Annotated in this window: 10 protein-coding genes; 4 read left to right on the top strand and 6 right to left on the bottom strand. The window is 68.5% G+C overall.

Translation table 11 applies throughout. From position 1 onward, the window contains the following. A partial coding sequence (locus tag G3N93_RS22845) for a hypothetical protein (RefSeq protein WP_206134005.1) occupies positions 1 to 227 on the bottom strand: 227 nt, incomplete at its 3' end. A gap of 242 nt (positions 228 to 469) precedes the next feature. Here G3N93_RS22845 and G3N93_RS22840 point away from each other — a divergent pair. Both G3N93_RS22840 and G3N93_RS22835 read left to right on the top strand, forming a co-directional pair. After that, entirely contained in the window at positions 470 to 1,660 is a 1,191-nt protein-coding gene (locus tag G3N93_RS22840) for a gamma-glutamyl-gamma-aminobutyrate hydrolase family protein (protein ID WP_206134004.1), read from the top strand. 115 nt (positions 1,661 to 1,775) lie between these two features. Continuing rightward, positions 1,776 to 2,468, top strand: coding sequence for a DUF2968 domain-containing protein (locus G3N93_RS22835; RefSeq protein WP_206134003.1), 693 nt, complete (start codon positions 1,776 to 1,778; stop codon positions 2,466 to 2,468). A 76-nt stretch (positions 2,469 to 2,544) separates the two neighbouring features. On the opposite strand, the gene G3N93_RS22830 is transcribed toward G3N93_RS22835, so the two are convergent. Then, complete coding sequence (locus G3N93_RS22830) at positions 2,545 to 3,495, bottom strand: hypothetical protein (protein ID WP_174944690.1); 951 nt, start codon at positions 3,493 to 3,495, stop codon at positions 2,545 to 2,547. Positions 3,496 to 3,846: 351 nt separating this feature from the next. Between G3N93_RS22830 and G3N93_RS22825 the strand changes: the two genes are divergently transcribed. Further along, positions 3,847 to 5,142 carry an MFS transporter gene (locus G3N93_RS22825; protein ID WP_174944637.1) on the top strand — a complete coding sequence of 432 codons (1,296 nt, stop codon included), beginning with the start codon at positions 3,847 to 3,849 and terminating at the stop codon, positions 5,140 to 5,142. A gap of 84 nt (positions 5,143 to 5,226) precedes the next feature. Here the strand turns inward: G3N93_RS22825 and G3N93_RS22820 are convergent, their stop codons facing one another. Further along, positions 5,227 to 7,140: a tetratricopeptide repeat protein gene (locus G3N93_RS22820; protein ID WP_206134002.1), complete on the bottom strand. Its 1,914-nt coding sequence runs from the start codon at positions 7,138 to 7,140 to the stop codon at positions 5,227 to 5,229. Positions 7,141 to 7,198: 58 nt separating this feature from the next. Here G3N93_RS22820 and G3N93_RS22815 point away from each other — a divergent pair, with 58 nt between their 5' ends. Next, positions 7,199 to 8,839: an FAD-dependent monooxygenase gene (locus G3N93_RS22815; RefSeq protein WP_206134001.1), complete on the top strand. Its 1,641-nt coding sequence runs from the start codon at positions 7,199 to 7,201 to the stop codon at positions 8,837 to 8,839. An 8-nt stretch (positions 8,840 to 8,847) separates the two neighbouring features. On the opposite strand, the gene G3N93_RS22810 is transcribed toward G3N93_RS22815, so the two are convergent. From G3N93_RS22810 to G3N93_RS22800, 3 genes are all read right to left on the bottom strand, one after another. Continuing rightward, positions 8,848 to 9,099 carry a formate dehydrogenase subunit delta gene (locus tag G3N93_RS22810; RefSeq protein ID WP_011351318.1) on the bottom strand — a complete coding sequence of 84 codons (252 nt, stop codon included), beginning with the start codon at positions 9,097 to 9,099 and terminating at the stop codon, positions 8,848 to 8,850. Between the two features lie 7 nt (positions 9,100 to 9,106). Further along, positions 9,107 to 12,058: a formate dehydrogenase subunit alpha gene (fdhF, locus tag G3N93_RS22805; RefSeq protein ID WP_174944649.1), complete on the bottom strand. Its 2,952-nt coding sequence runs from the start codon at positions 12,056 to 12,058 to the stop codon at positions 9,107 to 9,109. A 17-nt stretch (positions 12,059 to 12,075) separates the two neighbouring features. Then, positions 12,076 to 12,485, bottom strand: a 410-nt coding sequence (locus G3N93_RS22800) for an NADH-ubiquinone oxidoreductase-F iron-sulfur binding region domain-containing protein (protein ID WP_277396561.1), incomplete at its 5' end; no start/stop codon positions are given.

Raw genomic sequence — 12,485 nt, 5'->3', positions numbered from 1 at the left:
GGCGGGGGCGGCGGCGGGGGCGGTGGGCGTGGGGCGGGGGGGGGGGTGGCGGGGGGGGGGGGCGCGGGGTGGGGGCGGGGGGGGGGGAGGAGGGCGCGCGGGTGCGCGGGGTGGGCGGGCGGCGGGGGGGGCGGGGGGGGGGGGGCGGGGCGGGGGGGGGGGGTGGGGTGGCGGGTCGTGCTGCGGGGGGGGGGCGTGGGCGCGGCGGCCGGACGGGGCGCGATCATGGCGCGGGCGATCGGGAAGCGTGGGCGATGCGTGGATATTATTGTGATATATCACGGGTGTCCAGTACCGACGGTGATGCATCGGCGTTGCCCGCAAGCGGGCGGGGGCGCGCTCCGACGCAGTTTGCCGCCGACTTGCAACAATATCGACAGGATGTTGCAGGTTTGCCGCTCGATCGTGCGCTGAAGCATAATGAATCCTCGTTTATCCATACGCGTGAGCGACGTACCAGACCATCGTCATGAGCGAAAACACGCCTTCCCCGGCCGGTCTGCCCGGCACCTCCTCCGTTTCTTCCGATTCCCCCCGTACCGATCCGGCGAAAGCGCCCGATGCGCCGGCAGCCCAGGCCGCCGCGCAGAACGTCGCTGCTGACGGCGCGTCACCGGTCACGGCTGCGTCCGAGCCGGGTGCGCCCGGTGCAACGGGCGCCGATATCGATGGCGTTGCTGCCGCCGCGCCGCCGAAGGCTGGAACGCCGCCACCCGGATTCGGCGCGCAGCCCGATTTCGACACGCCGCGCCCGCCGCCCGCAAGCGCGCAGAATGCGCCGCCGGCCTACCTGAAGCAGAGCGACACGCCGTGGTCGGTATTCGGCCGGATCGTGGCCGCGCGCGCGCGCCGGCTGTTCGACCGTGCCGGCCAGCGCATCACGCAGCGCACGCTGCGCATCGGCGTGTCGGCGCGGATCTTCCATCCGGAGCCGGGTGCGAAAGGGCTGCGGGGCAAGACGCTGCAGTATCTCGAGGAATCTATCGCGCACTGGGTGATGTCGCGCGACGTGCTCGTGTTCATGATCCCGACCGTCGGCCACCAGGGCATGATTCACCCGAGCAACATCCGCCTGCGCGACTACGCGAAGCATCTCGACGGCCTGTTGCTGCAGGGTGGCGCCGATGTATCGCCGCAAACCTACGCCGCGTCCGACGCCCGCCCCGAATGGCCGGGCGATCGTGTGCGCGACATGTACGAGCTCGAGTTGCTGCACGAGTTCGTCGAATCCGGCAAACCCGTGCTTGGTGTGTGCCGCGGCTGCCAGCTGATCAACGTCGCGTTCGGCGGCTCGCTGTACCAGGACATCGCCACCGATGTGCCGACCGCGAATGCGCACGTGAGCGAGCATTACGACCAGCATCGTCACGCGATCCGCTTCCCGGATTCGTCGACGCTCGCGAGCATGTTCCCCGGGCGCAGCGAAGCGATCGTCAACTCGATTCACCATCAGGCGATCCGCGATATCGGCCGCGATCTGAACATCGAGGCCGTGTCGGCGGGCGACGGGATCATCGAAGGCATTCGCCATCGGCGGTCGCCGTTCGTCGTCGGCGTGCAGTGGCACCCCGAGTTCCATCGTGCCGGCGGCTCGGAGCTGCTCGACTGCACGCCGCTGCTCGATGCGTTCCTGCGCGCGGCGCGCGAAACCCGCCTGTAGCAAGCCGCATTCTTCACGTCATACGAAGGCCTGCCGCATCCCGATAAATTCGAGATGCGGCCGTTTCGTTTTGAACGATAATCGCGAGTTCCGATTCGTTTGCCGGAGTCTGACGTTGGCTTTCCGAAATTTTTCCCCTGCACGATGTGCCGCGTGGATCGTTGCGCTGGCTGCCTGCACGCAAGCAGGCGCGGCCTGGTCCGCCGACGCGACTGCGCCCGCCGCCGGCACGCGTCCGGCGGTCACGAGCCTGCGCGGCGACGCGGCGGCATCCAATGCGGCTGCGACGGATGCGTCCGCGCAAGGCAACGTCGCCGAGCTGACGCAGATGCTGCACGATGGCCGCATCGTCGAGATGCGTACGACGTACAACGGCAGCTACGGTGCGAGCCTGATGTTCGATCCGCGCGAGATGACGTACTACGTCGCGCTGTTCCAGGACAAGCACCTGTGGCGCGTGATCCGGTCGCAGGAAAAGAATCGCGCGGAGATGGTGTACGCGAACTTCGTTCAGCAGACCGTACAACTTGCCGATATCGAGATCCGACGTACCGAGCTCGAGGCACAGAAGGCGTTTCTCGAGCGCGTGATCGCGCTGCAGGCGAATCGTGCGCAGCAGTTGCAGGCCGACCTGAGCGTTGCGCGCAGCCAGCAGGCTGAAGTCGCGCAGCGGCAGCGTTCGGCGCAGGAACAGGCGCAGGCGTTGCAGGTCGAGAAGCGGGCCGCGCAGTTGCAGTTGCGCGATCTGCAGGAGCAGGTGCGACAGCTCGAGAAGCAGACCGAGACAGGGTTGCCCGCGCACAAGTAACGATTCGTCAGACGGACGCAGAGACGAGCAAAACCCGGCGAAGCAGTCTTCGCCGGGTTTTTTTGTGGCCAGGCCGTCAGCGCGCGAATGCGTCCGGCGTATCGGTCAGGCGGCGGTGGGACAGTTGCGCCGTCCAGTCCAGGCCGGTGGTGGGCGCGTGCGTTGCGCGGGCAGGCGGGGCAGCACCCAGCGCGCTTGCCATCGCGATCAGCGTGAGCGGATCGTCGAGCGTGTCGCGCGTATCGCCGGTTGCACGCGGCGATGCGGCGAGCCGCTCGCGTGTGCGGGCGTCGACCGTGCTGCTCCGGACCGGCGGGCGCGTGGCCAGCCTCGATACGGTGGGGGTTCGGACCGGCGCCGCCGCCATGCGCTTGCCGCTCGAACGAGGCGACGCTGCAGTGGCTGTCGGCGGTGCGATCGAGGTTGCCTTCGGACGAAGCGACGCGGGACGACGCTTGACGTGGTGCGTGGCCGGCGGTGACTCGGCCGTTGTTGCGACAGGAGCAGCCATCTTGCGCTGCGGTGGCGCGCTCGTCGACGTACGTGGCTGAACCGCAGCGACCCGCACGGTACCGGACGACGACGTAGCGTGATCCGGTACGCCGCCGGCCGTGCGAATCGCGTATGCCGGCCCGAACCCCGCAATCGGTTCATGCGCGGCAATCAGCCAGCCGATGATGCCGAGCGCGCCGATGCTCCAGCAGATTGCGTACTTCGTACGCCGGTCGCGAAAGCCGCCGGCGATACGGGGGGAACACGGGGCCGCGGCGGCAGGCAGTGCAACCGGCGACCCGCCATGGGTCGGTGCCGGCGCTGCCACGGGCAGCGGCTGCCAGTGGCATGCACGGTGCGGCCGGTCCATGTCGATGCAGGACGTCGCCAGTGTCGCGAGGCAATGCTTGCCAGGCCGAGCACCGGGTGCGCCGCGAAAGATCCAGTCGCGGCCGAACGACGGTACGTGATCGAGCGGAGCGACGCGAGGGCGGGCGAGCGCGCCTGCCACGGGAACAAGAGGCGATGGGGTCATGAGGGCGGTGCGCCATGCGACACGGGCAACCGTGCCGGTGCGGCGCGGAACTGTCGTTGCAAATCGAGACATTGTGGTCAGCCGGCGAAGGCCGGTCGATCAGATCAATCTGATTTTTGCGTGCGTTTCGGGACGACTCGTACGAGGAGGACGCTGCGACGGCAACGGCAGGGGCGACACAAGGCAAATGTCGGGTTGGCGTGGCATGATGCGCGAACCATGCCGGTGCGCGCGTCGTTGCGCGGTGCGCCGCCGGCGGGCAGCGATGCCCGTGCGCGCCGGCCCGGCGCCGCGTGCGTCGTCGGATCCATGCGGCGCGGATTCGCGCCATCCGAGCTGAGCGAGAAAAACATGTCCACAGCGTCACACGCCATCGCACAGGAATCCAAAGTCCGCACCGTGTTCCGGGTTGTCAGCGGCAACTTCCTGGAAATGTACGACTTCATGGTCTACGGCTATTACGCGTCGGCCATCGCGAAAACCTACTTTCCGAGCGGCAATGCATTCGCGTCGCTGATGCTGTCGCTGTCGGTGTTCGGCGCGGGCTTCCTGATGCGGCCGGTCGGCGCAATCGTGCTCGGCGCGTACATCGACCATCACGGCCGGCGCAAGGGGCTGATCCTGACGCTCGGGCTGATGGCGATCGGCACGCTCGCGGTGGCCGCGATACCGGGCTATGCGACGATCGGCGTGCTCGCGCCGGTGCTCGTGCTGCTCGGCCGGCTGCTGCAGGGCTTCTCGGCCGGCGTCGAACTCGGCGGCGTGTCGGTCTACCTGTCGGAGATCGCGACGAAGGGGCACAAGGGGTTCTATACGTCGTGGCAGTCGGGCAGCCAGCAGGTGGCCGTCGTGTTCGCCGCGCTCGTCGGCGTGCTGCTGAATCGCGTACTGCCGGCCGAGGAGATGACCGCGTGGGGCTGGCGCATTCCGTTCCTGATCGGCTGCCTGATCGTGCCGTTCCTGTTCCTGATCCGCCGTTCGCTGAAGGAGACCGACGAATTCCTCGCGAAGCGTCATCGTCCGACGATGGGCGAGATCATGCGCTCGATGCTCGACAACTGGGGCATCGTGGTGGCGGGCATGGGGATGGTGATCATGACGACGGTGTCGTTCTACATGATCACCGCCTATACGCCGACCTTCGGCAAGGAGGTGCTGCATCTGTCGTCGCTCGACGCGCTCGTCGTGACCGTCTGCGTGGGGATCTCCAATCTCGTGTGGTTGCCGCTGTCCGGTGCGCTGTCCGACCGCATCGGTCGCCGCCCGGTGCTGATCGCGTTCACCGTGCTGACGCTGTTGACGGCTTACCCGGCCGTGCTGTGGCTCGTCGGCGATCCGTCGTTCCTGCGGTTGCTCGCGGTCGAGCTGTGGCTGTCATTCCTGTACGCGTCGTATAACGGAGCGATGGTCGTCGCGCTGACCGAAGTGATGCCGGCCGACGTGCGCACGGCCGGCTTCTCGCTCGCATACAGCCTGGCGACGACGATCGGCGGCTTCACGCCCGCGATCTCGACGCTGCTGATTCATCAGACCGGGAACAAGGCGGCGCCGGGGTTGTGGCTGAGCGTTGCCGCGATTTGCGGGCTGATCGCGACACTCGTGCTGTATCGCACGTCCGAGGCGCGCAACCAGTACAAGGCGGCCTGACCGGCACCCGTATCACGCGCGGCGCCGGCCATACGCATTGCAATGAAAAAGGGAGCGCGACGCGCTCCCTTTTTTCGTCTGTGTTCAGGCTTCGCGCAGCGCGCCGGCGACCGCGGCCGCCACGTCGAGCCATTGCCCCGGCGCGGGCTGGCGGGCGAGCCTGGCCTGCGGATACCACGGGCAGTCGTTGCCGGTGAACCAGCGCCAGTCGGGTGCGAACGGCAGCATGACCCACAGCGGCTTGCCGAGCGCGCCGGCAAGGTGGGCGACTGCCGTATCGATCGTGACGACGCCGTCGAGCCGCTCGATCAGCGCAGCCGTGTCGGCAAAGTCGTTCAGCCGGCCGTCGAGCCGATGCACGCGCGGATGTGCGTCGACGCGCGCGCGCTCGTCGTCGTCGAGTGCGGGCTGCAGCACGATCCAGTCGATGTCCGGCAGCGCGAGCAGCGGCGCGAGCGCATCGAACGGCATCGAGCGGTTTTCCTGCGCCTGCTTGCGCCCCGACCACGCGAGGCCGAGCTTGCGCTTTGCCTGCCCGCCGAGCGAGCCGCGAAAGCGCCGGCCGGCGCCGTCGGGCGCATCGAGGTAGCGCGAGCTCGCGACGATGTCCTCTTCCGTCTGAAGCCCGAGCAGGAACGGCAGGCTCATCAGCGTGCACGCGACATCCGCGGCAGGCGGTTTTGCCGCGCCCAGTGCGACGAGCGTCACGCGCCAGCGCGACGCGGCCGGCGCCAGCAGCGCAACGAGTTCCGGCTGGACCTCGAGCACGACGCGCGCGCACCGTGCGCGGGCGAGCGGCACGAAGCGGACGAACTGCAGCGTGTCGCCGAAGCCCTGTTCCGCGCGGATCAGCAGCGTGCGTGATGCAATCGGCTCGCCTTGCCAGCGCGGCAGTGGGCCGAGCGGCGTCGCGCTAGGCGTGTCGTGGCGCGCTTCGTAGGCGGGCAGGCCGCGCGTGAAGTCGCCGAGCGTCAGCAGCGTGACCGCGCGGTGCAGCCGCGCCAGCGTGAGATCGGGCGCGACGCGCAGCGCCTGGTCGAATGCGCGCAGCGCCATCTCGTGCGCACCGAGCGCGTGATGTGCGTTGCCGAGGTTCAGCCAGGCCAGGCTGAACGACGGATCGAGACCGACGGCGCGCTCGTAGTAGGGCAGTGCGTCGCGGTGGCGTGCCTGCGCACTCAGTGCGTTCGCGAGCCCGAACAGCGCGAGCGGAAACGGCGGATGCAGCGCGAGCGCGGCTTCGAACGCGGCCGCCGCCTCGGCATGCCGGCCGACCGCATCGAACGTGTTGCCGAGATTGAAATGGGCGGCGACGAAGCGGGGCTGCGCGGCGATCGCGGCCTGGAAGTGCGCGATCGCATCGTCGGCGCGGCCCATCGCGTTCAGCGCCATCGCGAGGTTGTTGTGCGCCCCCGCATGTCCGGGCCGCAGCTCGAGCGCACGATGGAAAGCCGCGAGCGCGTCGTCGTGGCGGCCGAGCGCGTTCAGCGCGTTGCCGAGATTGTTGTGGATCGATGCATCGTCGGGCGTGAGCCGGAGTGCGCGGCTGAACGCGTCGATCGCATCGTCGTGGCGCTGCAGCGCCGCATACGCGTTGCCGAGGTTGTAGTGCGCGAGCGGAAATTCGGGTGCGAGCGTCAGCGCGTTGCGAAAACGGTCGACCGCTTCGTCGAGCCGGCCGAGTGCCTTCAGCGCGTTGCCGAGATTGAGCTGCAGCGCGGCATCGCCCGGCCGCAGCGCGACGGCGCGGCCGACGAGATCGGCTGCTTCGGCGTGCTGGCCCTGCTGGTGCCGCAGCACGCCGAACAGGTGCAGCGCGTCGGCGTCGGCGGGATTGGAGGCGAGCGCGTTGCGATAGCCGTGCTCGGCCTCGGCGAGGCGGCCCGCGCGGTGTGCGGCATACGCCCGGTCGAATGCGGAATCCATAACGCGAAAACTGACGGAAAGCGCGTATTTTCCCACACCGCGCGGCGGTGCCGCGAATCGGCCGATCGGCATATGGCCCCGTCACGCGGAGCGGCGTAGACTTGCAGGGTCGCGTGTCATCGAGGTTCTCATGGCTGACACACTGTCCGATTTCCCGCCCGTGCTGATCGTCGGCGCGGGGCCGACCGGCCTTGCCGCGGCGATGAGCCTCGCGCGGGCGCGCGTGCCGGTGCGCATCATCGATCGGCTCGCTGCGCCCGCGCCGCATTCGCGCGCGATTGGCATCCAGGCGCGCACGCTCGAATTGCTGGAGCAGCATCGCGCGGTCGAACCGTTTCTCGCGCTCGGTCATCGTGCGCACGCGGCCGCGCTGCATGCCGACGGCCGCGTGATCGCGCGGCTCGATTTCGATCCGCTGCAAACGCGCTATCCGTACCTGCTGTTTCTCGACCAGACCGTCACCGAGCGCCTGCTTGCCGAGCATCTGGCCCGACTCGGCGTGACGGTCGAGCGTGGCGCGACGCTGACCGCGTGCGATGCGGGCGGCGCGTCGCTCGACGTGTCGATCCGCCGCGCCGACGGCCGCGACGAATCGTTCTCTCCGTCGTACCTGATCGCGGCCGACGGCGCGCACAGCACGGTCAGGCATCTGCTCGGCCTGGGCTTCACCGGGCATGCGTTCGAACAGACCTTCCTGCTGGCCGATTTCGCGGCGATACCCGACTGGCCGGACGAAGAGATCCACCTGTTCACGACATCCGAAGGCATCGCCGGCCTGTTTCCGATGGGCGGCGGCCGATACCGGCTCGTGGCCGACCGGCCGCCCGGCAGCGACGCGTCGCCCGATGCGCCGACCCCGTCGCTCGCGGAATGCGACGCGATCGTGCGTGCCCGTGCCGGCGCGTCGATCTCGCCGAGCGATCTCGCGTGGTCGTCCTATTTTCACCTGCACACCCGGATGATCGACCGGCTGCGTCACGGCCGCGTGTTCTTCGCCGGCGACGCCGCGCACGTCCACAGCCCGGCCGGCGCGCAGGGCATGAACACCGGCATCCAGGAGGCGTTCAATCTCGGCTGGAAGCTCGCGCGCGTGCTCGGCGCGGGCACGCCCGAGCGGCTGCTCGATACCTATCACGCGGAGCGTCATCCGATCGAGCGCGACGTGTTGCGGCAGACCGGGTTCGTCACGCAGATCGTCGAAGCCGAGCGCGGTGCGATGAAGCTGCTGCGCGATCATGTCGTGCCGGTGCTGGCGTCGTTCGGGCCGATGCGCGACGCGGTGCGGCGCACGGTCAGCGAGCTCGGCGTGCAGTACCGGAAGAGTCCGCTCACGCTCGAGCGTGTGCTCGACGGCGGGCCGCGCGCAGGCGAGCGGGCACCGGACGCGCACGTGCGGGTGCTCGACGGGCCGCTCGGTCAGGCGCCCGGAACGGCGCGGCTATACGACCTGCACGATCCGGCGAGCTTCACGTTGCTGCTGCTGGAGGAGCCGGTAAATGCCGACGGCGCGGCGCCGCCGATGCCGGCCGATGCGCAGGCGCTCGTGCAGGGGCTCGAACGGATCATGCCGGATGCGGTGCGCGCCTGGCGCGTCACCGATGCCGAAGGCGGCGATGGCGGGCTCGCGCAGGAATACGGCCGATCGCGGCCGTCGTTCTACCTGCTGCGGCCGGATGGTTACGTCGCCGCGCGCGGGCGCACGGCGACCGATGCGAACGCGCTGCTGCGCCACTGCGAAAGCTGGTTCGCGGGCATGTCGCAGTCAGCGTAGCGGCGCGATCAGGCGCTCGCCGCGGCAGGTACGAGCGACGCGCGGTGCACGGCGATCGCATCGCGCACGATCGGCGCCGCGCGTTGCGCGGCCTCCCCCGACGGATCGTCGAGCGCCGCGAGAAACGCGCGGCGCATCCGCGGCTCCCAGAAGCGCCGGATGTGGTCGGCGATGCCGGTCAGCGCTTCGTCGCGATCGGGCATCGATTCGAAGAATGCGCCGATCTGGTTGGCCATGTCGATCAGGTGTCCGTTGTCCATCGCTTCCTCACTTGCCTGTCGTCATGGTGGCGGTCGCGGCGGCGCGGCGCTCGAGCAGGTCGAGTTGCTCCGCGTTGAAGCGCGCATACGCTTGCTGCCAGTCGGACGGCTGCGCGACGGGCAGCACTTGCACGGCCGTCACCTTGTACTCGGGGCAATTCGTCGCCCAGTCCGAGCTGTCCGTCGTGATCACGTTCGCACCCGATTCGGGGAAGTGGAACGTCGTATAGACGACGCCCGGCTGCATGCGTTCGGTCACGAGTGCGCGCAGCACCGTCTGCCCCGCACGCGATTCGATGCCGACCCAGTCGCCGCTGCGGATACCGCGATCCTGGGCGTCGTGCGGATGAATCTCGAGGCGATCCTCTTCGTGCCACTGCACGTTCTCGGTGCGGCGGGTCTGCGCGCCGACGTTGTACTGCGACAGGATGCGACCCGTCGTCAGGATCAGCGGATAGCGTTGCGTGACCTTTTCCGGCGACGCAATGAACTGCGTGATCACGAACTTGCCCTTGCCGCGCACGAATGCGTCGATATGCATCGTCGGCGTGCCTTCCGGCGCGTGCTCGTTGCACGGCCACTGAATGCTGCCGAGCGTGTCGAGCTTCGCGTACGACACACCCGAGAAGGTCGGCGTGAGCCGCGCGATCTCGTCCATGATTTCCGACGGATGCGCATAGTCCATCTCGTAGCCGAGCGCGCGCGACAGCATCAGCGTGACTTCCCAGTCCGCGTAGCCCGCGAGCGGCGGCATCACCTTGCGCACGCGCGAGATGCGGCGTTCCGCGTTCGTGAACGTGCCGTCCTTCTCGAGGAACGACGAGCCGGGCAGCAGCACGTGCGCGTATTTCGCGGTCTCGTTCAGGAAGATGTCCTGCACGACGATGCATTCCATTGCCGACAGCGCGGCCGCGACGTGCTGCGTATTCGGGTCCGACTGGACGATGTCCTCGCCCTGGCAGTAGAGTCCCTTGAAGCTGCCGTCGAGCGCCGCATCGAACATGTTCGGGATGCGCAGCCCCGGTTCCGGTTGCAGCTTCGCCGACCATGCTGCCTCGAACTGCGTGCGCACGACCTCGTCGCCGATGTGCCGGTAGCCGGGCAGCTCGTGCGGGAACGAGCCCATGTCGCACGAGCCCTGCACGTTGTTCTGGCCGCGCAGCGGATTGACGCCGACGCCTTCGCGGCCGATGTTGCCGGTCGCCATCGCGAGGTTCGCGATGCCCATCACCGTCGTCGAGCCCTGCGCGTGTTCGGTCACGCCCAGTCCGTAATAGATCGCTGCATTGCCGCCCGTCGCATAGAGGCGCGCGGCTTCGCGTACCAACTCGGCCGGCACGCCCGTCACGTCGGCGGTCGCCTCGGGCGAGTTGTCGGCACGCGAGACGAAGTCGCGCCATTGCTCGAACGCGCGCGTCTCGCAGCGCTCGGCGACGAATGCGTCGGCGACGAGCCCTTCGGTGACGATCACGTGCGCGAGCGCGTTGACGATCGCGACGTTGGTGCCGGGGCGCAACTGCAGGTGGTGGGTGGCTTTCACGTGCGGGCCGTCGACGACGTCGATGCGGCGCGGGTCGATCACGATCAGCTTCGCGCCTTCACGCACGCGCCGCTTCAGCCGCGAACCGAACACCGGGTGGCCGTCGGTCGGGTTCGCACCCATCACGACGATCACGTCGGCCTGGCCGACCGACGCGAACGTCTGCGTGCCGGCCGATTCGCCGAGCGTCGTCTTGAGGCCATAGCCCGTCGGCGAGTGGCACACGCGTGCGCAGGTGTCGACGTTGTTGTTGCCGAACGCGGCGCGCACCAGCTTCTGCACGAGGTAGGTTTCCTCGTTCGTGCAGCGCGACGACGTGATGCCGCCGATCGAGTCGCGGCCGTACTTCTGCTGCAGCTTGCGGAATTGCGTTGCCGCGTAGGTGAGCGCTTCGTCCCAGCTGACTTCGCGCCACGGGTCGGTGATCTTCTCGCGGATCATCGGCTTCGTGATGCGGTCCTTGTGCGTGGCGTAGCCCCATGCGAAGCGTCCCTTCACGCACGCATGGCCCTCGTTCGCAAGGCCGTTCTTGTGCGGCGTCATGCGCACGACCTGCGTGCCCTTCATCTCGGCCTTGAACGAGCAGCCGACGCCGCAGTACGCGCAGGTCGTGACGACCGAGTGTTCGGCCTGCCCGAGTTGCACGACGGATTTTTCCTGCAGCGTGGCGGTCGGGCACGCGGCGACGCACGCGCCGCACGACACGCATTCCGACGCCATGAACGATTCGCTTTCGCCCGCAGCGACGCGCGATTCGAAGCCGCGTGCGGCGATCGTCAGCGCGAACGTGCCCTGCGTTTCCTCGCAGGCGCGCACGCAGCGGTTGCAGACGATGCACTTCGACGGGTCGTACGTGAAGTACGGATTCGACTCGTCCTTTTTGTCGCGCAGATGATTCGCGCCGTCGAAGCCGTAACGCACCTCGCGCAGCCCGACGACGCCTGCCATGTCCTGCAGCTCGCAGTCGCCGTTGGCGGGGCAGGTGAGGCAGTCGAGCGGATGGTCGGAGATGTACAGCTCCATCACGTTGCGACGCAGCGACTGCAGCCGGTCCGACTGCGTGCGCACCTTCATGCCCGCTTCGGCAGGCGTCGTGCACGACGCCGGATAACCGCGCCGGCCTTCGATCTCGACGAGGCACAGCCGGCACGAGCCGAACGGTTCGAGCGAATCGGTCGCGCAGAGCTTCGGGACGTTGACGCCGGCTTCGATCGCCGCACGCATCACCGACGTGCCGGCCGGCACCGTGACCGGCTGGCCGTCGATTTCGAGCGTGACGTCGGTATCGGCATGCCGTTGGGGCGTGCCGTAGTCGGTATCGTCGAACGGGTTGCCGGCACGCGCCTGCGCGGCGCTCTTGCACGCGCATTGGCCCGAGCCGCAGCCGCCTTGGCGGACGTTGTTCGTGTCGAGGGACATGCAGGGCTCCTTCTGGGTCAGGCCGCAGCCTTGACCGGACCCGACGCGGCATGTTTGCCGGCAGCGAGCCCGAAATCTTCGGGGAAATGGTCGAGCGCGGACAGCACCGGGTAGGGTGTCATGCCGCCCATCGCGCACAGCGAACCAGCCAGCATCGTGTCGCACAGGTCGCGCAGCAGCGTGACCTGCCGCTCCGACGTGTCGCCGTGGCGGATGCGCGCGATCGTCTCGACGCCACGTGTCGAACCGATCCGGCACGGCGTGCACTTGCCGCACGATTCGATCGCGCAGAACTTCATCGCGTATTCGGCCAGCTCGGCGAGGTTCGACGTGTCGTCATGCAGCACGATGCCGCCGTGGCCGACCACCGCGCCGATCGCCGTATACGCTTCGTAGTCGAGCGGCACGTCCCACTGGTGATCGGGCA

Origin of the sequence: Burkholderia sp. Se-20378 (assembly GCF_017104665.1) — a bacterium.
Classification (GTDB): Bacteria; Pseudomonadota; Gammaproteobacteria; order Burkholderiales; family Burkholderiaceae; genus Burkholderia; species Burkholderia lata.
The sequence above is the reverse complement of the archived record's forward strand: the minus strand, read 5'-3'. Positions and strand labels throughout refer to the sequence as shown.

Coding starts and splice junctions, on each gene's coding strand:
- G3N93_RS22840 (WP_206134004.1), top strand. CDS start 470: ATGAGCGAAAACACGCCTTCCCCGGCCGGTCTGCCCGGCACCTCCTCC.
- G3N93_RS22830 (WP_174944690.1), bottom strand. CDS start 3,495: ATGACCCCATCGCCTCTTGTTCCCGTGGCAGGCGCGCTCGCCCGCCCT.
- G3N93_RS22825 (WP_174944637.1), top strand. CDS start 3,847: ATGTCCACAGCGTCACACGCCATCGCACAGGAATCCAAAGTCCGCACC.
- G3N93_RS22820 (WP_206134002.1), bottom strand. CDS start 7,140: ATGCCGATCGGCCGATTCGCGGCACCGCCGCGCGGTGTGGGAAAATAC.
- G3N93_RS22815 (WP_206134001.1), top strand. CDS start 7,199: ATGGCTGACACACTGTCCGATTTCCCGCCCGTGCTGATCGTCGGCGCG.
- G3N93_RS22810 (WP_011351318.1), bottom strand. CDS start 9,099: ATGGACAACGGACACCTGATCGACATGGCCAACCAGATCGGCGCATTC.
- fdhF (WP_174944649.1), bottom strand. CDS start 12,058: ATGTCCCTCGACACGAACAACGTCCGCCAAGGCGGCTGCGGCTCGGGC.